17 protein-coding genes and 1 pseudogene are annotated in these 19,171 nt (G+C 44.6%); 13 read left to right on the forward strand and 5 right to left on the reverse strand.

Going from position 1 to position 19,171, the window contains the following annotated elements; genetic code table 11:
• Positions 1-327 precede the first annotated feature (327 nt).
• The 9 genes and pseudogenes from OCV19_RS24360 (at position 328) to OCV19_RS24400 (ending at position 10,391) form a co-directional block, all read left to right on the forward strand.
• Complete coding sequence (locus OCV19_RS24360; protein ID WP_065676761.1) at positions 328-1,134, forward strand: FRG domain-containing protein; 807 nt, start codon at positions 328-330, stop codon at positions 1,132-1,134.
• A 262-nt stretch (positions 1,135-1,396) separates the two neighbouring features.
• Complete coding sequence (locus tag OCV19_RS24365; RefSeq protein WP_065676762.1) at positions 1,397-1,834, forward strand: nuclear transport factor 2 family protein; 438 nt, start codon at positions 1,397-1,399, stop codon at positions 1,832-1,834.
• A gap of 48 nt (positions 1,835-1,882) precedes the next feature.
• Positions 1,883-3,349, forward strand: a pseudogene (locus OCV19_RS24370) (NAD(P)/FAD-dependent oxidoreductase).
• 120 nt (positions 3,350-3,469) lie between these two features.
• Positions 3,470-4,471, forward strand: a complete 1,002-nt coding sequence (locus tag OCV19_RS24375; RefSeq protein WP_065676763.1) for a TRAP transporter substrate-binding protein — start codon at positions 3,470-3,472, stop codon at positions 4,469-4,471.
• Positions 4,472-4,635: 164 nt separating this feature from the next.
• On the forward strand, positions 4,636-5,178 hold the full coding sequence (locus OCV19_RS24380; RefSeq protein ID WP_004731905.1) for a TRAP transporter small permease: 543 nt from the start codon (positions 4,636-4,638) through the stop codon (positions 5,176-5,178).
• 37 nt (positions 5,179-5,215) lie between these two features.
• The gene (locus tag OCV19_RS24385) at positions 5,216-6,556 is read left to right on the forward strand and encodes a TRAP transporter large permease (RefSeq protein WP_004731904.1); all 1,341 of its coding nucleotides are present in this window, start codon (positions 5,216-5,218) and stop codon (positions 6,554-6,556) included.
• 11 nt (positions 6,557-6,567) lie between these two features.
• Positions 6,568-7,488, forward strand: coding sequence for a cache domain-containing protein (locus OCV19_RS24390; RefSeq protein ID WP_065676764.1), 921 nt, complete (start codon positions 6,568-6,570; stop codon positions 7,486-7,488).
• Between the two features lie 236 nt (positions 7,489-7,724).
• On the forward strand, positions 7,725-8,297 hold the full coding sequence (locus OCV19_RS24395; protein WP_017064292.1) for an aldolase/citrate lyase/malate synthase family protein: 573 nt from the start codon (positions 7,725-7,727) through the stop codon (positions 8,295-8,297).
• Positions 8,298-8,783: 486 nt separating this feature from the next.
• A complete protein-coding gene (locus tag OCV19_RS24400) occupies positions 8,784-10,391 on the forward strand; it encodes a BCCT family transporter (protein WP_065676765.1) in 1,608 nt (535 codons plus the stop codon).
• A 201-nt stretch (positions 10,392-10,592) separates the two neighbouring features.
• On the opposite strand, the gene OCV19_RS24405 is transcribed toward OCV19_RS24400, so the two are convergent.
• The gene (locus OCV19_RS24405) at positions 10,593-11,519 is read right to left on the reverse strand and encodes a M14 family metallopeptidase (RefSeq protein ID WP_065676766.1); all 927 of its coding nucleotides are present in this window, start codon (positions 11,517-11,519) and stop codon (positions 10,593-10,595) included.
• Between the two features lie 174 nt (positions 11,520-11,693).
• Between OCV19_RS24405 and OCV19_RS24410 the strand changes: the two genes are divergently transcribed.
• Positions 11,694-12,599, forward strand: a complete 906-nt coding sequence (locus tag OCV19_RS24410; protein ID WP_065676767.1) for a DUF808 domain-containing protein — start codon at positions 11,694-11,696, stop codon at positions 12,597-12,599.
• A 135-nt stretch (positions 12,600-12,734) separates the two neighbouring features.
• Here the strand turns inward: OCV19_RS24410 and pyrC are convergent, their stop codons facing one another.
• Together pyrC and OCV19_RS24420 are read right to left on the reverse strand one after the other, a co-directional pair.
• Positions 12,735-13,763, reverse strand: coding sequence for a dihydroorotase (gene pyrC, locus OCV19_RS24415; protein WP_048609740.1), 1,029 nt, complete (start codon positions 13,761-13,763; stop codon positions 12,735-12,737).
• A 192-nt stretch (positions 13,764-13,955) separates the two neighbouring features.
• Positions 13,956-14,114, reverse strand: coding sequence for a YqaE/Pmp3 family membrane protein (locus tag OCV19_RS24420; protein ID WP_008215717.1), 159 nt, complete (start codon positions 14,112-14,114; stop codon positions 13,956-13,958).
• A 218-nt stretch (positions 14,115-14,332) separates the two neighbouring features.
• On the opposite strand from OCV19_RS24420, the gene OCV19_RS24425 reads away from it, so the two are divergent.
• On the forward strand, positions 14,333-16,189 hold the full coding sequence (locus tag OCV19_RS24425) for a hybrid-cluster NAD(P)-dependent oxidoreductase (protein WP_065676768.1): 1,857 nt from the start codon (positions 14,333-14,335) through the stop codon (positions 16,187-16,189).
• A gap of 99 nt (positions 16,190-16,288) precedes the next feature.
• On the opposite strand, the gene nadE is transcribed toward OCV19_RS24425, so the two are convergent.
• Positions 16,289-17,119 (reverse strand): ammonia-dependent NAD(+) synthetase, encoded by an 831-nt coding sequence (nadE, locus tag OCV19_RS24430; protein ID WP_065676769.1) that lies wholly within the window; start codon positions 17,117-17,119, stop codon positions 16,289-16,291.
• 109 nt (positions 17,120-17,228) lie between these two features.
• Here nadE and OCV19_RS24435 point away from each other — a divergent pair, with 109 nt between their 5' ends.
• Together OCV19_RS24435 and OCV19_RS24440 are read left to right on the forward strand one after the other, a co-directional pair.
• Positions 17,229-17,750 (forward strand): nicotinate-nicotinamide nucleotide adenylyltransferase, encoded by a 522-nt coding sequence (locus OCV19_RS24435; RefSeq protein ID WP_065676770.1) that lies wholly within the window; start codon positions 17,229-17,231, stop codon positions 17,748-17,750.
• Positions 17,751-17,777: 27 nt separating this feature from the next.
• Positions 17,778-18,263 (forward strand): hypothetical protein, encoded by a 486-nt coding sequence (locus OCV19_RS24440; RefSeq protein WP_065676771.1) that lies wholly within the window; start codon positions 17,778-17,780, stop codon positions 18,261-18,263.
• Between the two features lie 133 nt (positions 18,264-18,396).
• On the opposite strand, the gene OCV19_RS24445 is transcribed toward OCV19_RS24440, so the two are convergent.
• The gene (locus OCV19_RS24445; RefSeq protein ID WP_065676772.1) at positions 18,397-19,023 is read right to left on the reverse strand and encodes an AraC family transcriptional regulator; all 627 of its coding nucleotides are present in this window, start codon (positions 19,021-19,023) and stop codon (positions 18,397-18,399) included.
• Positions 19,024-19,171 lie beyond the last annotated feature (148 nt).

Consider the following 19,171-nt stretch of genomic DNA (forward strand, 5'->3'; position numbering starts at 1 on the left):
AATTTCAAATTGGATGATCAAACAGAATGACTCAACGACCGAGTTGTTTTCAAAGATTCTTAATAGTACTGATATCTAAGTATTGGGTCATATATTTCTATTATTTCGCTATAAATATTAGAGCCCTAATGAAATAACCAAGATGAATAGGTGCGCGGTTTCAGTAATAGAGACTTATTAATAATTATTATGAGTAACTTTTAAATAGTAATTATCGATAAGTCGATAGAGTTCTTAGACTTTAGTATGTGTATTTCATTACATGTCAGTTTTTAACGAATAAATTTTAATTTAGTTATTTATATTGTCGAGTGGTTGGAACCAAGTATGAACAATAAACGTTATATCAGCACGCTCGAAGAACTGTATAAGATAATTGATTCATTAATGAATGAATGCAGTGACCAACGTGGTTTGATGTATAACGTGTGTGATTATGAAAATAATAATCTAATGCCAAGTTTAGGCCGTTCCAATCGTAAGAACATACGCCGTGTCGAACAAGAGTTGCTTTCAACTGTGAGAGTTTACGGTGGTCACTCGCTGAGCTCACACGACATAAATGACTGGTTATTGATGTGTTTAGCCAAGAAGCAGGGCTTTCCCACCCGTTTACTGGAATGGACCGATAACCTGTTAAATGCGCTTTGGTCGGTGTGTCACAGCCAAAGTAAAGACTGCATAAATATAATTAAAGCTATTGATTATCAGCAGGTTATTGTTTTTAGCTCGCCGTGTGATCTCAACAAAACTCAGATATTTAATGTGGCGGATTGCGATCAGCAAGAGCCACGCAAGGACAAGTGGTATTCCATTCACCCATTTAAGGAAGGTGGCAATGATGCCATTCAGCCTTTGTACGATGAGAAAGAATATTCAAACGGTCTAGTGTCCGTTCATATTCTTCCATCAGTGAAAGTAAACCTGATAAAGGAGTTAATATCCATGAATGTTTTAAATGAACCGACAGAGTATGTCGAAGAGAAACTAACGGATTTAAAAAATGAAGCACATGCAGATAACAACCAAGTCATAAATAAAGGTGACGGCAATATTGAATTGCAAGTTAATACTCATGATCGTCAACTTGAACAGTATGGTCGAAAGTATCATCAAGACTTTGATTTCGACTAAAGGCTAACACGTTCTAATTTAATTATACCTCTTATGTCGTCAGTGAAAAGTTGATTAAATAAAATTATAACACTAATTAATTTATAAAAAGATGAAATCTGTGAGCTTAGAGATTGTTTATAACCTAACTCGAAGTTAGAGTGATGAGCCTTGTTATCAAGTTGTTAAATTTTCACAGATCTAGTTTAAACACTCTAATAAAAAAGTGGCGCAAAGCTACTGAAATTTAAACCAATAACGAAAACATAAAGGATTCTGGAATATGAATATGCAAACCAATGCGGCGACATTCGTGCTGGAAAACCAAGTCGATACCGCCTTTTTACAGTCTTTCAGTGAGGCGTGGAATAACCATGATATTGAAGCACTCATGTCTTTCATGACAGAAGACTGTGTATTCCACACGGTGGCAGGAGAAGGCTTGCTTGGAAACACTATCGAAGGGTACGAAGCGGTTCGAAATAGCTTTGAATTGGTTTGGCAGAACTTTCCAGATGCGGCTTGGAGCGACCCTGTCCACTTTGTATGCGGTGACCGTGCTGTGAGTGAATCAACGTTTTCTGCGACGAACCCGGATGGCAGCGTCATCGAAGCTCGTATGGTTGATGTGTTTACCCTGAAAGATGGAAAAATCAGCGTAAAAAATGCCTTCCGTAAAACACGACCTCTTTTAACTCCCAGCAATACTCCCAAGAGCTAGACACGAAATCGCAACCCGTTCACGTGTTATGACTAGGAGAGTCGAATTATGAGTTTAGTAATGGAACAACCGGCAGCCGATGTGCCGCCAAAGGTGAAAAGCACCCAAGCAAAAGAAAGTACCCAAGCAAGAGATAAATACGATCCAAAATACGATCCACTTAAAGACAAGAGCCCAGGTCATGGTAAGGAATACGCACCAACCTACTGGGTAGATACGGCAGGCGCGCCACCTGAAGATGATGGTCCAATTACATCGGATATGGATGTTGATGTGGCGATAATCGGTTCAGGTTACACAGGCCTAAGTACCGCGATACACCTTGCTGAAATGTACGGCATTAAAGCGACTGTGATTGAAGCTAACCGTATGAGTTGGGGCTGCAGTACCCGAAATGGTGGTCAGGCTCAGTGTGCGTAAGGGCGTTTGAAGCGTTCTCAGTGGATTGAACGCTGGGGACTAGAAACCGCGCTGAAAATGCACCGCGAATGCGTCGATGGCATGAACACCTTTAAGTCTCTAATCAGAGACATTGATTGTGACCCACAACCGGGCGGCCATTTATATGTCGCTCACCGTCCAAAAGTGATGGCAACACTGGAGAAAGAAGCCAAGTTGCTGCGTGACACGTTCGATTACGATGCGCAGATCTTAGATGCGGAAACCGTAAAGCGTGATTACGTTGGTGACCAAGAAGCGGCAGGCGCAATGCATGAGCCAGAAGGGATTGGTATTCATGCAGGGAAACTGGCGTTTGGCTATCTAAGAAAGGCGAGAGCACTCGGTGTAAAAGTGCATCCAGCAAGCCCTGTAATGGGGTGGGAAACACGCAACGGTGTGCACTACTTGAAAACGCCCGGCGGTGTTGTGAAGGCACGTTCTGTTGGGGTTTGTACCGGTGGATACACCAGCCAAGGCTTGCATTCAGAACTTAAGAATCGCTTGTTGCCGGTACTTTCTAACTCGATGGTGACACGTCCGCTCACTCAAGACGAAATTGCCGCGTGTAACTTCAAAACCAATCAGGTGATTACAGATACCCGAATCCTGCGCCATTACTACCGTCTGTTACCGGATAACCGAGTGCAGATAGGTACGCGCAGTGCCATCAGTGGCAAGAGCGCACCTGAAAAGAAATACGAAGATATGTTGAGAGCGGATTTAACTCGAAAATTTCCGTCTCTCGATCAAATCAAAATTGACTACTCATGGTGGGGCTGGGTGGATGTTAGCCACGACATGATGCCGAGAATCTATCAGCCTAATCCAAAGCAATCCATCTTTTACGCGCTGGGTTATGGCGGTAATGGCGTGATGTATTCCGCTCAAGCAGGTAAGCGCCTCGCTCAGTGGATCGCAGGTGAAGGCCACAAGTTGGACTTGCCAATATTTGAATCAAAACTTCCGTTCCCCAACGTGAGGGAAGTGGTGGAATCAGAGATGTTTGCACCGTTTCGCAGAATGGGGCAGCGGTTCCTTTATCAGTGGTATTCGTTAAAGGATGAAAAGCTGTAATCGCGACTCGAACATTGTTTCCAAAATAGGGAAATAGAACTACGACCGGGAAAGTTGTACCAGGTCACCTTGTGAGCAAAGTACAGGCAGGAAGTCTGTACGATAGGAAAGGTTAAGACTATGAAATTTATTAAAAATAAAATTATTGCTGGTGTCACCATTGTAGCAACAGCGGTGTTATCTCATACTGCGGCAGCAGCGAATTTTAAAATGGCTATCGGCGATGCTGCTGGTGGCACGCAGTGGGAATTGGCGACATCGTTTTCTGAACTGATGGAGAAAAAAACAGACGGTAAGGTGAAAATCGATCTGTTCCCGAATGGTCAATTAGGCAATGAGCAAGACACCGTCAACGATGCTGCAATCGGCCTTCTCGACTTCTCTGTATTGGCGATCAACAACGTGACGCCTTTCTCTCCTACGGTTGGTCTACTGACCATGCCTTACGTCATTCAAAGTGCAGAAGAAGCGGTGCTATTAACTCAAGGCCAAGTGGGCCAAGATCTTGTCGATAACACGATTCGTGATGCAGGCGTTCGTATCGTAGGTTGGGCTTATTCTGGCTTTAGGGTTCTGACTAACTCTAAAAAATCCGTCGCTTCACCAGCGGATCTGAAAGGACTAGTGATTCGTGTTCCGCGTAACGAAATTATGATTGCTTCGTACCAAGCATGGGGTGTAAACCCAACACCAATGGCATGGTCAGAGACATTTACTGGCCTGCAGCAAGGTGTGGTTGATGGTCAAGACAACCCATACATCACTGTTCATGCGATGAAATTCAATGAAGTACAAAAGTACGTAACAAACCTCCGTTACATCTTCTCACTTGAGCCGTTAATCGTCAGTGAAACGGTCTTCCAACAACAGACACCTGAGATGCAAAAGATCATTCTTGAAGTGGGTCAGGAAGCAACAGAGCACAGCTTTGCTTATTTAGAGAATACTGAAAACAAGATCCGTGAAGAGCTACAAGCAAAAGGCATGGTATTCACAGACCCAGCAGACAATGAGAAAGAGTGGATTAGCAAGGTAACGAAATCAGTTTGGCCTAAGTTCTATTCAAGCATTGGTGGTAAAGACAAGCTAGACGACGTTCTTGAGTTACTAGGTAGAAAGTAACGATTAGATACGCCCTATCTGCTGTTCTCCGCTACTTAATCACCTAGCGATAGAACAGTGAGATAGGGCATTTACATGGCTTTACTCGTTGATCTGTTTAGTACCTGATCTGCTCAGTACCGCGAGCGACTGGTTGTCATGTGGAAATCAACATTGGAGGTTATATGTCAGTCGCTAAAACTATAAAAAAGCATCTTAACAACATCGAGGAATATACCTGTTGTCTGTTGCTAGCAAGCTTTGTCTTATTACTGTTCACACAAATCCTTACTCGTCAGCTTTTCGATTACTCCATACCTTGGGGTGATGAAGTTGCGACTTACATGTTCGTTTGGTTTGCCTATCTAGGCGCCGTTGTGGCGGCCAAAATGTCGGCACATAACCGAGTCAGCTTTCACTTCAAGTTCTTCCCTCCGATTGTTCAGACCGTCTGTGAAACCATCGCTGACTTCTTATGGTTGCTGTTCAACGGTTACTTTGTCTATCTCAGTTACGATTTCGTGTTCAACAAAATGAACCTGTTCTGGAAATCTCAAACGACAGGCATCCCAATGAAGTACTTCTATATGATTTTGCCTATCGCGTTTTCGTTGATGATGATTCGAATTATTTGGAACAACTATGAGCGTTTGTTCAAAGGCGCTAAGAACGAAGATCCAGAAGTCAAAGAACTGCGAAAAATGACGGCACAAAAGTCATCACAGTAGTCGTCACAGAGAATAGCCGTAATAGAGAGATGTAATAATGGAATCCTATTTAACTCTAATTTTATTTGGTGGCTTCTTAACCCTGTTAATTCTGGGTGCACCAATCACAGTATCACTGGCCGGCGCTTCAATGGCGGCCTATATGTTGCTCGACAAAAATCCCATCGCTTTAGTACAAATCGCGTTTACTTCGGTGGGTAACTTCCCGTTAATGGCGCTGCCGGCCTTTGTTCTTGCTGGCGCATTAATGGAGGCGGCGGGTATCTCCAAACGTCTGGTGGATATTGCAGAGAGCTTAGCCGGACCCGTGACGGGTGGCCTTGGCGCTGCAACGGTAATGGCCTGCCTTTTCTTTGGAGCTATATCGGGTTCAGGCCCAGCCACGACCGCTGCGGTTGGTATGTTGATGGTACCAGCAATGGTTAAGCGAGATTACGATAAGAGCTACGCCTCTGCGGTGACTGCCGCTTCAGGGGGATTGGGTATCATTATTCCGCCATCCATCCCGCTAGTTATTTTCGGCATTTCTGCGATGGGATTAATGGCACCGCCAGAGGCCATTGCTCAACACGGACAGTTTGCCTCTTTATCTATTCCAAAACTGTTTGTTGCTGGGGTTGTGCCGGGTTTCATTATGGCGTCGACGCTAGTGGTCACTAACTACTTTATTGCTAAACGTGAAGGTTACAAAGGGCTGACTGAAAACTGGTCATTTGGCGAAGTAAGACACTCTTTGCGCCGTGGTATTTGGTCGATACTGGCTCCGTTTTTGATTCTCGGGGGCATCTACAGTGGCATGTTCACACCAACAGAATCAGCGGTTGTGGCTATCTTCTATTCACTGTTTGTCGGGGTGTTTATTCACCGAGAGTTATCGTTCAAAAGCACGATTAAATCATTGTCGACAACGACATGGATCACTGGACGTGTGTTGCTGATTCTATTCGCGGCAACCGTATTTGGTCGCTTGCTAATCGAACAAAAAATTCCAGTTGTGGTGGCGGAGTCATTGCTAGGTTTCACTGACAACATGTACATGGTGTGGGCACTGACTATTGTGTTACTGCTTTTTGTTGGCATGTTCATGGAAACGTTAGCCGCGATCATGATTATCGTACCGGTCTTGCTGCCAATCATGTACATGCTAGGCGCAGATCCAACCCACGTAGGTATTGTGGTGGTGTGTACGTTATCGATAGGTTTTGCTACACCGCCGCTCGGTGAAAATATCTTTGTCGCCTCGGGGATAGGCGGAGCCACGGTCGAACAGATCACCGCGAAGATCCATCCCTTCGTGCTTGCATCCGTCATTGGCGTTTTCGTTATCGCTTTCTTCCCGCAAATTACGCTTTGGCTACCGTCCTTAGTGGGCTATTAGGAGAAGTTACTATGAATATATCAAGAATTATCCTTATTGGTTGTGCCGTATTTGCAGTGATCAGTGGCATTGGACTACGTGCCGAACATTCAGAAACAGCAAAAGAAAACGAGCCAGTTAATGTGCTCGATATTTCTGAGCCCCATGTGGTGAGCGAGGCTGAGAGAAGAGCCAAAACTCTCCTTGCTAAAGCGGTGGTCCATGTTCAAAAGGATGGCGATGAAAGCGTTAAAGACTTTATGAGTGACCCTGAATATATCGATGGGGAGCTATATGTGTTTGCTTTGGGCATCGATGGCCAATTCCTTGCCAGTGGCGGATCTTCGATGGTGCTGGTGGGCGACAGTGTGTTGGACACGCAAGACGTTTACGGCAATCCTTTTTTCCGTGAAATGATCACCAAAGCGGTACACAAGGGTTTTGGTCAGGTGAAGTACCACTGGACCAATCCGACTGACCGAATGGGCGAACCTAAAACCACGTTTTTCGAGCGTGTTGGTGATGTGATCGTGGCCGTGGGGTATTACCCAGAACGTTCCAGTGCTGCAGAAGCTAAGCGATTATTGGCGAGAGCCATGACCGCAATAGTGGAGTCTGAGCAAGACAGCATTACTGAATTTAATGATACCGAAGGTAGTTTTGTAGAAGGGGACTTGTATGTGTTTGTGATGGATATGAGTTCAGGAAAGCTGCTCGCGCATGGCGTGTCTCCTGAGCTTGTTGGGCGTTCACACAACGAAATTCTAAGTCCTGACGATAAGCCGATTCTCACTGAGATGTTAAACCTAGCCAAAGAAAATGGTCGAGGTGTTTACACCTATCGATGGTTAAACCCGCTGTCGAGCAAAGTGGAAACTAAGCACACTTACTATCGAGTTATCGACAATAAGTTGGTTGGGGTGGGTTATTACACAAATTCAAACAACACGTAAATGCGTTTCTACGGAACCCTCAACCCAGTTAAATAAAGGGCTGGGGGCTCGAAATACCGGTTTGTGTAAAAAAGCGATTTAGTAAAATTCACAGTGTGTAATTTTTGTTGTGAAATTGTTTCAAAAATACAAGTAGTATGAAAAACATGGAAACCACACAGTAAAGAACAATTTTGAAAAGGGTCTATTGGGATGTTTGACCTAAATGAAATTTAAAGCCGTACGAGGGATAGACTATGAATATGCTGACACTAGACAAAACAGAACTTCACAGAAACCATTCAACATTTATTGCTGAAGCTGTCTTTGCCGTCGAAATGGTGAAAGCAGACAAGCAACTCGAAAAACAAAAAATGGCGAAACAGTTGCTTGATACTCTATTTCCTCTAGAGACGGGTTCACATGAAGATGTAGTGAGCTACGAGATCGATTACCGACACGTTCAGGTTTACTTCAAGAATGGCGAACATACTGGACTGAAACGCGCTAAACACTTTGTGGCTTACACAGGTGATAAATCTAAGCCTTCAGCAATCCTATTCCGTGATGAAAGCGGTACGCACGTTGAAGTGACAATCGGCGCTCGTAAAGGCACAGGCCGCCTGGAGTTGGTTGATATTCAAGATATCCAATTAGAGACATGCACCACGTTTGGTCAAACTGAGGCGAGCCGTTCTTCTGGCATCCGTCACTGGGTGAGCTTAGTAAAAGGCGATGAAAGTGGCCGCCCGAATGCATCAAGTGAAGACAAAGAGTTCACGGCGAAAAATGGTGAAGACTATAACCTCGGTTTTTGCTTCGCAATCTAACGTACTGTCTTTGAAATGTGCAGTGCTGATCTGTGAGACGCAGCACTGACATTTGAACACTGATTTCTCTTTTACCTTTGGTAACTTTCCCCGCCCCTATAGCGGGGCTTTTTTATTAGAGCTATAAGTAAATTGGCTGATTATTAAAATTATCTGCAAAAAGTTTGGATGTAATTTTACGGTTCGTCATTTTAATTTAAATTGTTGTATTTGAACGTTTTTATTCTTTTATTTTATTCTGTTTTTATTGGGTTAACTATCACTATCAACGGTGGTTTGGGTGACTATTGAGCTAAAACTCAGTCAAAATGCTTTGAGCTGTGCTATAATGTGCGCCTTGGGATTGAGCCAGTAAGTCCATTTATCACCTTGCTCGGTGGTTTTTATCACGTTTTATTTTTGTGAAATGGCGAGCCAATCAAGTAGTAGTTGGATATGGAGAGCGTCCTTATATTCGTTGATTCGGATATGCGAACATCATAATTTATGAGTTTTAAATCAAAAAAATACAGTATTGATTCTACTGACTATCAAGTTGGTCAAGATAACGTCAGTAAATGGGGCATGGATGTCCATAACACAGTCTTCGTAGCCTCAGTAGGCTTATCTCTTCTCTTTATCGTCACTCTTCTTGCTCTTCCTCCTGCAGATGCCAAAGCTGCGATTGATTCTATCAAGGGTGCTGTTTTATCTAAGTTTGACTTCCTCTTTATGTGGGGAGCCAACATCATGTTAGTTTTTGCCGTTATTCTTGCATTCTCACCTTTGGGTAAAGTTCGCTTAGGTGGCGAAGACGCGACTGCGGATTATTCAATGTCATCTTGGATTGCGATGCTATTCGCAGCAGGCATGGGTATTGGACTTATTTTCTGGGGTGTTGCAGAGCCAACGGCGTTCTTCACCAACTGGTTCGGAACGCCACTCGATGCAGAACCTTTCACAGAAGCTGGCCGTGAATTGGCACTGGGTGCGACCGTATTCCACTGGGGTTTCCATGCTTGGGCTATCTATGGCATGACGGCACTTTGCCTTGCGTATTTTGTTTACAACAAAGGCTTACCGCTATCAATGCGTTCCGTGTTCTACCCAATTCTGGGTGAACGAGTATGGGGCAAAACCGGTGATGTGATCGACGTACTTACTGTACTGGTTACGTTGTTTGGTCTTGCGACCTCATTAGGCTTAGGTGGTACACAAGCAGCAAGTGGTATCAGCCACGTGTTTGGCTTGGAGAACAACATCTTCCTTCAGCAATCTATCATCGTTCTGATCATGGGCTTAGCGATCATCTCTGTTCTACGTGGTATGGACGGTGGTGTTAAGTTCCTTAGTAACTTGAACATGGTTATTGCGTTCGTATTCCTTGGCCTTATCGCTGTTCTGAACTTCACAACTGTGCTTGATTCTGTGGCGACTGCGGTAACGGGTTATGTGAAAAACATCGTTGCATTGAGCCAAAGTTCTGGTCGAGAAGATACAACATGGCTACATGGTTGGACTGTGTTCTACTGGGCATGGTGGGTTGCGTATGCACCATTCTTCGGTATGTTCGTAGCGCGTATTTCTAAAGGCCGTACGGTGCGTGAATTCCTACTTTGCGTACTGATTATCCCAACATTGGTAACATCGGCTTGGATGTCTATCTTTGGTGGCGTGGCTATCGAGCAAGTGATCAGTCATGTGGGGCAACTTGGCCTCGACCAAGGCATCACAGACGTATCTCTAAGCTTGTTCTACATGCTAGACGCATACCCGTTTGGTAGCATTCTATCTGTTATCGCTGTAGCACTGATCATCGTATTCTTCGTGACTACGCTAGACTCAGGTTCTATCGTTATCGATGGCATGACGGCGGGTGGTAAACTAGAAGTGCCAGTGAAACAGAAAGTGGTTTGGGCGGTTATCTCAGGCGCTATTGCAATGGTAATGCTGTGGATTGGTGGTACTCAATCTATCCAAGCACTGCAATCGATAACGATCATTGCTGCACTGCCGTTTACGATCATTCTTCTTATTGGCTGTTTTAGCTTGTTGAAAGGTCTACTGACTGAAGTAGATAAAGGACAAGAAAACGTTAGTGAAACCGCTAAATAAAGTAATCGAGTATGGGGAGTATATAGTTCGCTAATTACTCCTTTTTCAGTGTTATTTCAAAGCTCTCTTGTACTATGTGCAAGGGAGCTTTTTTATGCCCAAGAAGAAATCAAAGACAAGTAGAAAAGACAAAAAAAGAGCCACAAGTGAATCGTCACTTATGGCTCTTTTTAGTTTTAGGGAGCAGCTTTAGCTAATAGCTTACGCGTTCAGTTCGTGCTGAATAACGTAATCCAAAGCACCGACTACCGCTGCAACCTGAGCGTCATTACACTCTTCGTCTGTCACTTTATCGCTGTCCGGGTAAACCTCTGTGGTTGTACCGTACTTACAGTCAGTCACACCGCCACATAAGCCAAGCTTCTTCATTGGGTAGTTAATCACACCATGTTGGGTAACTTCAGAACCAATGATCTTGCCGTCTGCATCTGCTGGCGCAATGTGCGTTACTTTTTCTACTGAAGCAATCACCGCCGCTTGGAATTCTGGCTGTGGATTTTCAGTATCGCCAACTGTGTAGAAGCCGTCTGGAATCATACCTTCAATGTACTCAATACCATCACGTGCTGCGAGTGCTGGTCGAAATTCTGTTTCGTCAGAATCTGTCGTTTCGTGTAGATCAACGTGAACCAAGACTTCTGGTAAAGAAGCGACTAACGCACGTAGGTTTGCTGATTCTTCTGCTGGCGTACCGTCATAGAAAGAGCGGTTTGGATCGACAGCATTTGGGTTCCAACGGTTGATGACTTCGTAACCCCAAGGGCTCACACAAGGTGCAACAACAATGTTGAAATGCGCTGCATATTGTTCTGCTTGAGTTGCGGCGAACTTGATCGCGCCATGCACACCACTGGTTTCGTAACCGTGAACACCACCCGTTACAAGGATCGTTGGTTTTGATGCGTTCCAGTTTTTGCTTTTAATTGCAAAAAGCGGGAAGCGAGCTTCATCGTAGCTCAATGCGCCGTATTGCTCGATGTCAAAGCGGTCTGCCAATGCTTGGATTTTTGGCACGACTTCTTGCTGGTATTCACGCTTAACGGTTCTTTGAGCGAACCATGCTTGACGTTCTGCTTCTTGCCATTTTTGTCCTGGCTCACCGATTGGGTAGGAGTATTCACTTTTCATCTATACTTCTTCTTTTATGTTCGCGAAAGATGAAGACAGACTAGTCCTGTCTAGCTGAGACGGCAATAGAAAACACAACTTGTGACTCTATTTTTTACAGACTCATAACTTTGATGAGTGGATTGATGGTGTTACATTTTATCAATTGTTTAATCCCTTAAAAGAGACCATAAAATGGCTGGAGCAAGTTTATTAACGCTACTGGATGACATTGCAACCGTGTTGGATGATGTCGCACTGATGTCTAAGGTCGCTGCGAAAAAAACCGCCGGTGTGTTGGGGGATGACTTAGCGCTGAACGCTCAGCAGGTATCCGGTGTTTCTGCTGAACGAGAAATCCCAGTGGTTTGGGCGGTTGCAAAAGGCTCATTTAAAAACAAGCTGATTTTGGTGCCAGCCGCATTATTGATCAGTGCCTTTATTCCTTGGCTGATCATGCCTTTGCTTTTGATTGGTGGTCTGTTTCTTTGTTTTGAAGGGGCAGAGAAAATCTTAGAGAAGCTCTTTCCTCATGCTCATCAAGAGGCTGAAAAGGGAGAGGACACAAGTACTGGTGAATCCATAGAGGAGTATGAGAAGAGGAAGGTCGCAGGCGCGATTCGTACCGATTTCATATTATCTGCGGAAATCATCGTGATCGCTCTGGGTACCGTGACGGGTACAAGTATCGTCACTCAGATTCTTGTCGTGAGTTTGATTGCGGTTGTGATGACGATTGGTGTTTATGGCTTAGTAGCAGGGATCGTTAAGTTGGATGATTTAGGCTTCTATCTGCAGCGAACATCGAATGGTAGTGGCATTAAAACTCAATTGGGTAACGGGCTAGTCGCGTTTGCTCCCAAATTAATGAAGACGCTTGCTGTGGTCGGTACTGCCGCGATGTTCTTGGTTGGCGGCGGTATTGTGGTGCACAACGTTCCTGCGATTCATCACTTAATTGAGCCGATTATTATGGACTTTCGTGGACATACGATAGCGACAGCGGTTGTTCCAACGTTATTGAACGGTGTTATTGGTGTCTTAGCTGGGCTGATCGTCGTTGCAGGCTGGACTGTGATTGGAAAAATTCGCGGTAAGTAATCGCGCATTATTGATTTTAATAGAACCCTCTTTCCCCTAAACGAAAAAGGGGCACCATAATCATTATGGTGCCCCTTTTTAATCTAATGGGTCGTGTTTAATTAACACCACGCTCTTATTTTGCAATATAAGCGCTTACTTTACAGACCAAGCAATCGTCTCGCCGCCACGGATTGGCACAACGATGTCTGAACCGAAAGGCATGGTTTCAGCAACGTTCCACTCTTCTTTAACAAGAGTGATGGTGTCCGTGTTACGTGGAATACCGTAGAAGTCCGGGCCGTTGTGGCTTGCAAACGCTTCTAGATTCTCAATCTTACCTTCTAAGTCGAACACTTCTGCGTACAGTTCAACGGCAGCATGCGCTGTGTAAGAACCCGCACAACCACATGCTGACTCTTTTGCACCTTTTGCGTGTGGTGCTGAGTCTGTACCCAAGAAGAACTTCTTGCTACCGCTTGTTGCAGCTTCGATAAGCGCTAATTGGTGCGTGTTACGCTTCAGAATAGGAAGGCAGTAGAAGTGTGGCTTAATGCCGCCAACCAACATGTGGTTGCGGTTGTAAAGCAGGTGGTGAGCGGTGATGGTTGCCGCTACGTTGTCATTCGCGTTTTTAACGAAGTTTGCTGCGTCAGCGGTTGTGATGTGCTCAAGAACAATCTTTAGGTTAGGAAAGTCGTTCACAATCGGAGCTAGCACTGTGTCTAGGAACTGTTTCTCGCGGTCGAAGATATCAACATCGTGAGTGGTTACTTCACCATGAACCAGTAGCAACATATCCACTTCTTGCATTGCTTCCAACACGTGGTAAATCTTTTGTGCTGACGTCACACCTGAATCAGAGTTAGTTGTTGCGCCCGCTGGGTAAAGCTTTGCTGCCACTACTGCACCAGACTCTTTCGCTTTGCGAATTTCTTCAGGTGTTGTGTTGTCTGTTAGGTAAAGTGCCATTAGAGGCTGGAATTGCTCGCTTGGCTGCTCTGCCATGATGCGTTCACGGTAAGCTAAAGCCATTTCGGTATCGGTTACCGGTGGGATGGTGTTTGGCATGATTAACGCTCGACCATTGTAGCGGCTGATATCGCGCACTGTATCTTTTAATACTTCGCCATCGCGTAGATGAACGTGCCAGTCGTCAGGACGAGTAATCGTAAGTTGTGTCATTGAAGGCTCCCACCATTTGAAGTGTTATGTAGTTGGAGCCTAAACTCGGCGAAATCTGTGAAAGCAATCGCTTACGTTTAGGCGACAGGATGATAGTGGAAAAGCACTTTCATTTCATCCTATTTTTAACTCTTCAGGGCTAGGAGCTTGTTTTTATGGCGTTTTAATTCGGTATTTATTTTTGGATACGGGTTAGCGAGTCGCCACCCAGAGTCCGTGGATCATTCCTGGTACCCAAAAGAAGAAGGTCAGGACTATGTTAATCAGCAAATCTTTACCTGCGCCACGAGCGAAGAACACACCAACAGGCGGAAGCAGTACACATAAAATGATAATGACGAGTTTGTTCATGATAAATCCTTTTTATTCAATGAAAGTTCAATGCGATAACCGTGTTCACATTATAGAACGTATGGAGAGTGTTAATGCATTGCTGTCTTAATGTATACAAGGCAGTGATTTAAACATCTCAAGATATTAGCTTAGTATCAAGTGTTTAATGCCTGCCAGTTTATCTATTTATAACCATTTGTTAGCATTGGGACAAACAACAAAACATTGGAATCGTTATGTCGCAGTCACCTATAGATCGAAAGGCTTCAGAGCAAGCTCCTTCCTTATCTCAAATCAACGTGTTTCCGGTTAAATCAGTGGGCGGGATTGCACTCTCTTCTGCTTGGGTCGAAAAACAGGGCCTTACCTTCGACAGACGTTTTATGTTGGCGTTGGCTGATGGATCAATGGTGACGGCGCGTAAGTACCCTAAAATGGTCAAGGTGTCTTCAAGCTTGCAGCCAGACGGTTTGATTTTTACTTATGAAGGTAAAGAGCCGCTGCGCCTGAAATACGCAAACTTTAAGATGCAAGAAGCGCCTGCAACGGTGTGGAAAGATAGCTTCACTGCGTATACCACCAACGACGAGGCGGATGATTGGTTCAGTGATGTGTTGGGCGTGCGCGTAGAACTGCTGTTCTGTGGTGAGCAATCAAATCGTGTTCGAGAAAAGCTTGGTCAGAATGTCAGTTTCGCTGACGGCTATCCAATGTTGGTGATCAGCCAAGCCTCTCTAGATGAACTCAATCGCCGCAGCCCTGAAACCCATTCAATGGATCAGTTCCGTACTAACTTTGTTGTTTCAAATACAGAAGCCTTTGCCGAAGACGGTTGGAAGCGTATCCGAATTGGTGAAGTTGAATTCGAAGCGGTGAAGCCTTGTGAGCGCTGTATCCTAACGACAGTCGATGTTGAGAGTGGCGAATTTAGAGCAACAAAAGAGCCTCTTAATACCTTCTCTACATTCAGAGCTAACGAGCGTGGTGGTGTTTTCTTTGGTCAGAACCTTGTGGCGAAAAATGAAGGTCTGGTGAAAGCGGGTGACGTGGTTGAGGTACTTGAAACCAAAGAGAAAGAGCACTACGAAGATACTTGGGTTGAGTCACTGCACTTAACTTGCGTCGAGCGTGAAGAGATCGCTCGCGACTTCACGACGTTCTGGCTAGAGCCAGCGAAAGAGAACCATTCATTACCAAGCTATCAGCCAGGACAACATCTACCGATTGAGATGGTGATTGATGGCGAAAAAGTGTCTCGTCGTTACACGCTATCTTCTAGTCCTTCACGTGCGGGTCGTTTAGCGATTTCTGTAAAGCGAGTGGATGATGGTCAAATCTCCAACTGGCTCAATGATCACTTCCAAGTGGGGGATACTCTTGTTGCTCAAAACCCAGATGGTGCTTTCTATTTAGAACAAAACCCTAAGCATCCACTACTGCTTTTGTCTGCGGGTAGCGGCATTACGCCAATGTTGTCGATGCTTCGTTATTTGGCCGACCATGGCCAGATTGATGATGTGGTTTTCTATCACCAATGCAGCAGCGAAGAAGATATCCCTTATCAAGCGGAGATCGATCAAATTGCCAATGAACATCCAGGCTTACAGGTTATTTACTCACTAAGCCAACCAACGAAAGAGTGGGGTGGTTTATCAGGACGTTTGAGCGTGTCTCACGTCGCCAAAATCGAAGAGTTGCACAAGCGTCAAGCATTCGTGTGTGGCCCTGATGGCTTTATGGATAATGCCAAGAAATTGCTGATTCAAATGGGGCTTAATCCTCAGCATTACCACCAAGAAGCGTTTGGTGTTGCTCAGTCTACGGAAGAGGCGGTGAAGCAGCTTCAGTTAAGTGTGAACGGCTACCTGTTTGAAGGTAATAACCAATCAACCCTGCTAGAGCAAGCGGAGTCGGCGGGTGTGTCTATCGCTTCAAGCTGCCGTGCTGGTTTCTGTGGCGCTTGTAAAGTGACCCTTGAGTCTGGGCAAGTTCACCAACCGGATGTGCCTGCATTGCAAGAACATGAACGCAATATGGGTCAGATACTGGCGTGTTGCAGTGTGCCTCAAACCGATATCGAAGTTGTTGATTAACGACGCGTTCGGTCAAAAGGAAAACCACTAAATAGAAAGGCCGGAAGTTCGTGAATGAGCTTCCGGCCTTTTTGATTCTGAGACTAATTCAAAAACTAATTAATCGTAGATCGTTGGGATTGGTTGACGCTTGTGCTGTGTTGCTTTGTAGATACTCACTAAGCGATCGGATACGTCTTGAGAAACGGCTTTGCCTTCAAGGAAGTCATCGATCTGATCGTAAGAAAGGTTCAATGCTGCTTCATCGGCTTTCTGTGGGTCAAGCTCTTCTAGGTCAGCAGTTGGTACTTTCTTAACCAGTAGCTCTGGAGCGCCCAGTGTAGCTGCTAGTTCACGGACTTGACGTTTGTTCAGGCCGAACAGCGGTGCTAAATCACATGCGCCGTCACCGTGCTTGGTGTAGAAGCCAGTAATGTTTTCCGCTGAGTGGTCAGTACCGATTACAAGGCCGCCAACGTAACCTGCAATTTCGTATTGTGCGATCATGCGAGCGCGAGCTTTCACATTACCTTTCACAAAGTCGATTTTTGCTGAGTCTGTTGGTAGTAAGCCTGTACCTTCAAGAGCAACGTGAGATGCAGCGTGAAGCCCATCAACACCCGCTTTAATATTTACAGAAACAGATTGAGAAGGCTGAATGAAAGACAGAGCAAGTTGCGCCTCGTCTTCATCTTTTTGTTCACCGTAAGGCAGGCGAACCGCGATGAATTGGTAGTCTTTGCTACCAGCGCTTTTATTTAGGCTATCAACGGCCATCTGTGCTAAGCGGCCACAAGTTGTCGAATCCACACCGCCACTGATACCAAGGATCAGAGACTTGCAGCCTGACTGCTGAAGTTTCGTTTTGATAAAGTCCACACGACGAGTCACTTCGAAGTGAGGGTCAATTGAAGGTAGTACGCGCATTTCGTCACGAATTAACTGTTCCATTCGTATTCCTTTCCTGCAAGCAAATTAAAAATCTAGTGTTATCATACCTAAATCATCCGATTTAAAAACCTCTTTGCACAAGCTTAGAAAGAGAAGGCAGTAATTAATAATGGAAAAAATAGCCATTTTCGGTAGTGCGTTTAATCCACCGAGCTTAGGGCACAAAAGTGTGATTGATTCGTTGGCTCACTTTGACAAAATTCTACTCGTTCCAAGTATTGCCCATGCTTGGGGAAAAGAGATGCTAGACTTTGATACGAGATGTCAGTTAGTTAACGAATTTATTAGTGATCTGTCACTGGACCAAGTGGAGCTTTCTTTGATCGAAAAGAGCCTATTTACGCCAGGTGAAAGCGTCACGACTTATGCGGTGCTCAGTGAGCTTCAAAAGTTACATCGTGACGCTGAACTGACATTTGTTATTGGCCCAGATAACTTCTTTAAGTTCTCATCTTTCTATAAATCAGATGAGATTACCGGGCGGTGGTCTGTAATGGCTTGCCCTGAAAAAGTGAAAATTCGCAGCACAGACATACGTAATGCATTGATAAGTGGGATCGATGTTGCAAAATTGACCACTAAGTCAGTTACAAAAGCGTTGCAAGATAGTGGTCTGTATACAATAATGTAGGTTTACTAATTCAATGGATTTGAGACTATGCTAAAGTCCGCGATACATGCGACGATGATCATGGCAGCATGCAGTGTGCCTGCGTATGCTGAATGCGATTTTTTTAGCTTAGATTCGATCATGTTGACTTCTGATAAAGATGGCAGTTGTTTAGACTTCTCCTCGAGCATCGAGTCTTTTGGCCAACGCATGATGGAAATCAGTGGATTGAGTGAAGAAGAAGCCGAAAACACCCCAGACTATTGGTCTGACTGGGTTCTTCAAACCAAAGACTCGCCATTGCTGACACAAAGCATTGAATCAAACTATATTGGCTTGGGTATGTGGTTTCCAGAAGACCTTGAAGATGAGCAGTATGATATGTCGACAGAAGAGTGGTTGATGAATCATGGTCTTCAACTCAGCATCGGCTTTGGCGAGAAAGTAGAAGGGCAGCCGCGTATGCGCTTTGATTATCGTTGGCATGACTCACGTGACGCCGACCTAATGATGCAGGTTGAGTTGCCATTTTAGACAAGCAGATACATAGATAGATTGCTATCTATGTAAAAACACTAAGAATTAAAAAAGCCGCAAAAACTCAGTTTTTGCGGCTTTTTAGTATCTGGCTTGCTAGTTTAAATACCAGCTCTCACTTAGCGCCAAGCTATAAATCTTCACCAAAAACAAGCATACACAGTTGCTCGAACTCTTCTTCTTTACCTGAGAACAGATCATCAATCACAAGTGAACGTTTTTGGCCTGACTGCATGCGTTTCTTCGCTTCTCGCATCACCATCACCAGAGTGTGCTCTTGTGGCAGGTTTGAATCATCAATGTTCCATTGATTGAATCGCTGAGAAAGAGCACTTTCGCAAAGCAGTGGTTTAAATGACAACACTTCTTGCTTCAAGACAGAAAGCATATCTTTAAACGCTTGTTCCGTATTATTGGCATTGGAAGCACGAGCTTTGGTTTGCTCTAGCTTTTCTAGTAGTGCCGAAGAGAGGTTAGTTTGCGTAATGTAACCCGCTTGTCTTGGGAATGAATCCGTCAAACGAACAGAAAAGTCGACACGGTTAACCTGAGTGTTTGGAAAGTAGGTCAGTGACGTTAGGCAGTCGTATGGAATCCAGACGCTTTGTCCTAGTTCAACGGCATACTCTTGTTTGCCTAACTTAATCAAAACCAAGCCACTTTGAACCGATACAAGGCTATGTTTAAGTACTTTCTTGCGTGGTGTGATCACCAAGTGTGAAAAGTAAGCCGATGTATATTCAATAGCGAAGTTCATAGATAGTACCTTAATTTTGGGGCGTCAAGATTACCGTTAATCTTAAAGAATGCCAACAATAACAGGGGATTTTCAATGTTTCTGGTCTGACCTTGTCAAAAGTATGGGCTCTGTAGCTGCGAGAAGTCAAAACAACGCGTAGAATGAG

Origin of the sequence: Vibrio celticus, assembly GCF_024347335.1 — a bacterium.
Lineage (GTDB): Bacteria > Pseudomonadota > Gammaproteobacteria > Enterobacterales > Vibrionaceae > Vibrio > Vibrio celticus.

Coding starts and splice junctions, on each gene's coding strand:
- OCV19_RS24400 (WP_065676765.1), top strand. CDS start 8,784: ATGAGTTTTAAATCAAAAAAATACAGTATTGATTCTACTGACTATCAA.
- OCV19_RS24365 (WP_065676762.1), top strand. CDS start 1,397: ATGAATATGCAAACCAATGCGGCGACATTCGTGCTGGAAAACCAAGTC.
- OCV19_RS24380 (WP_004731905.1), top strand. CDS start 4,636: ATGTCAGTCGCTAAAACTATAAAAAAGCATCTTAACAACATCGAGGAA.
- OCV19_RS24435 (WP_065676770.1), top strand. CDS start 17,229: ATGGAAAAAATAGCCATTTTCGGTAGTGCGTTTAATCCACCGAGCTTA.
- pyrC (WP_048609740.1), bottom strand. CDS start 13,763: ATGACACAACTTACGATTACTCGTCCTGACGACTGGCACGTTCATCTA.
- OCV19_RS24375 (WP_065676763.1), top strand. CDS start 3,470: ATGAAATTTATTAAAAATAAAATTATTGCTGGTGTCACCATTGTAGCA.
- OCV19_RS24385 (WP_004731904.1), top strand. CDS start 5,216: ATGGAATCCTATTTAACTCTAATTTTATTTGGTGGCTTCTTAACCCTG.
- nadE (WP_065676769.1), bottom strand. CDS start 17,119: ATGGAACAGTTAATTCGTGACGAAATGCGCGTACTACCTTCAATTGAC.
- OCV19_RS24405 (WP_065676766.1), bottom strand. CDS start 11,519: ATGAAAAGTGAATACTCCTACCCAATCGGTGAGCCAGGACAAAAATGG.
- OCV19_RS24390 (WP_065676764.1), top strand. CDS start 6,568: ATGAATATATCAAGAATTATCCTTATTGGTTGTGCCGTATTTGCAGTG.
- OCV19_RS24425 (WP_065676768.1), top strand. CDS start 14,333: ATGTCGCAGTCACCTATAGATCGAAAGGCTTCAGAGCAAGCTCCTTCC.
- OCV19_RS24445 (WP_065676772.1), bottom strand. CDS start 19,023: ATGAACTTCGCTATTGAATATACATCGGCTTACTTTTCACACTTGGTG.
- OCV19_RS24395 (WP_017064292.1), top strand. CDS start 7,725: ATGAATATGCTGACACTAGACAAAACAGAACTTCACAGAAACCATTCA.
- OCV19_RS24420 (WP_008215717.1), bottom strand. CDS start 14,114: ATGAACAAACTCGTCATTATCATTTTATGTGTACTGCTTCCGCCTGTT.
- OCV19_RS24410 (WP_065676767.1), top strand. CDS start 11,694: ATGGCTGGAGCAAGTTTATTAACGCTACTGGATGACATTGCAACCGTG.
- OCV19_RS24440 (WP_065676771.1), top strand. CDS start 17,778: ATGCTAAAGTCCGCGATACATGCGACGATGATCATGGCAGCATGCAGT.
- OCV19_RS24360 (WP_065676761.1), top strand. CDS start 328: ATGAACAATAAACGTTATATCAGCACGCTCGAAGAACTGTATAAGATA.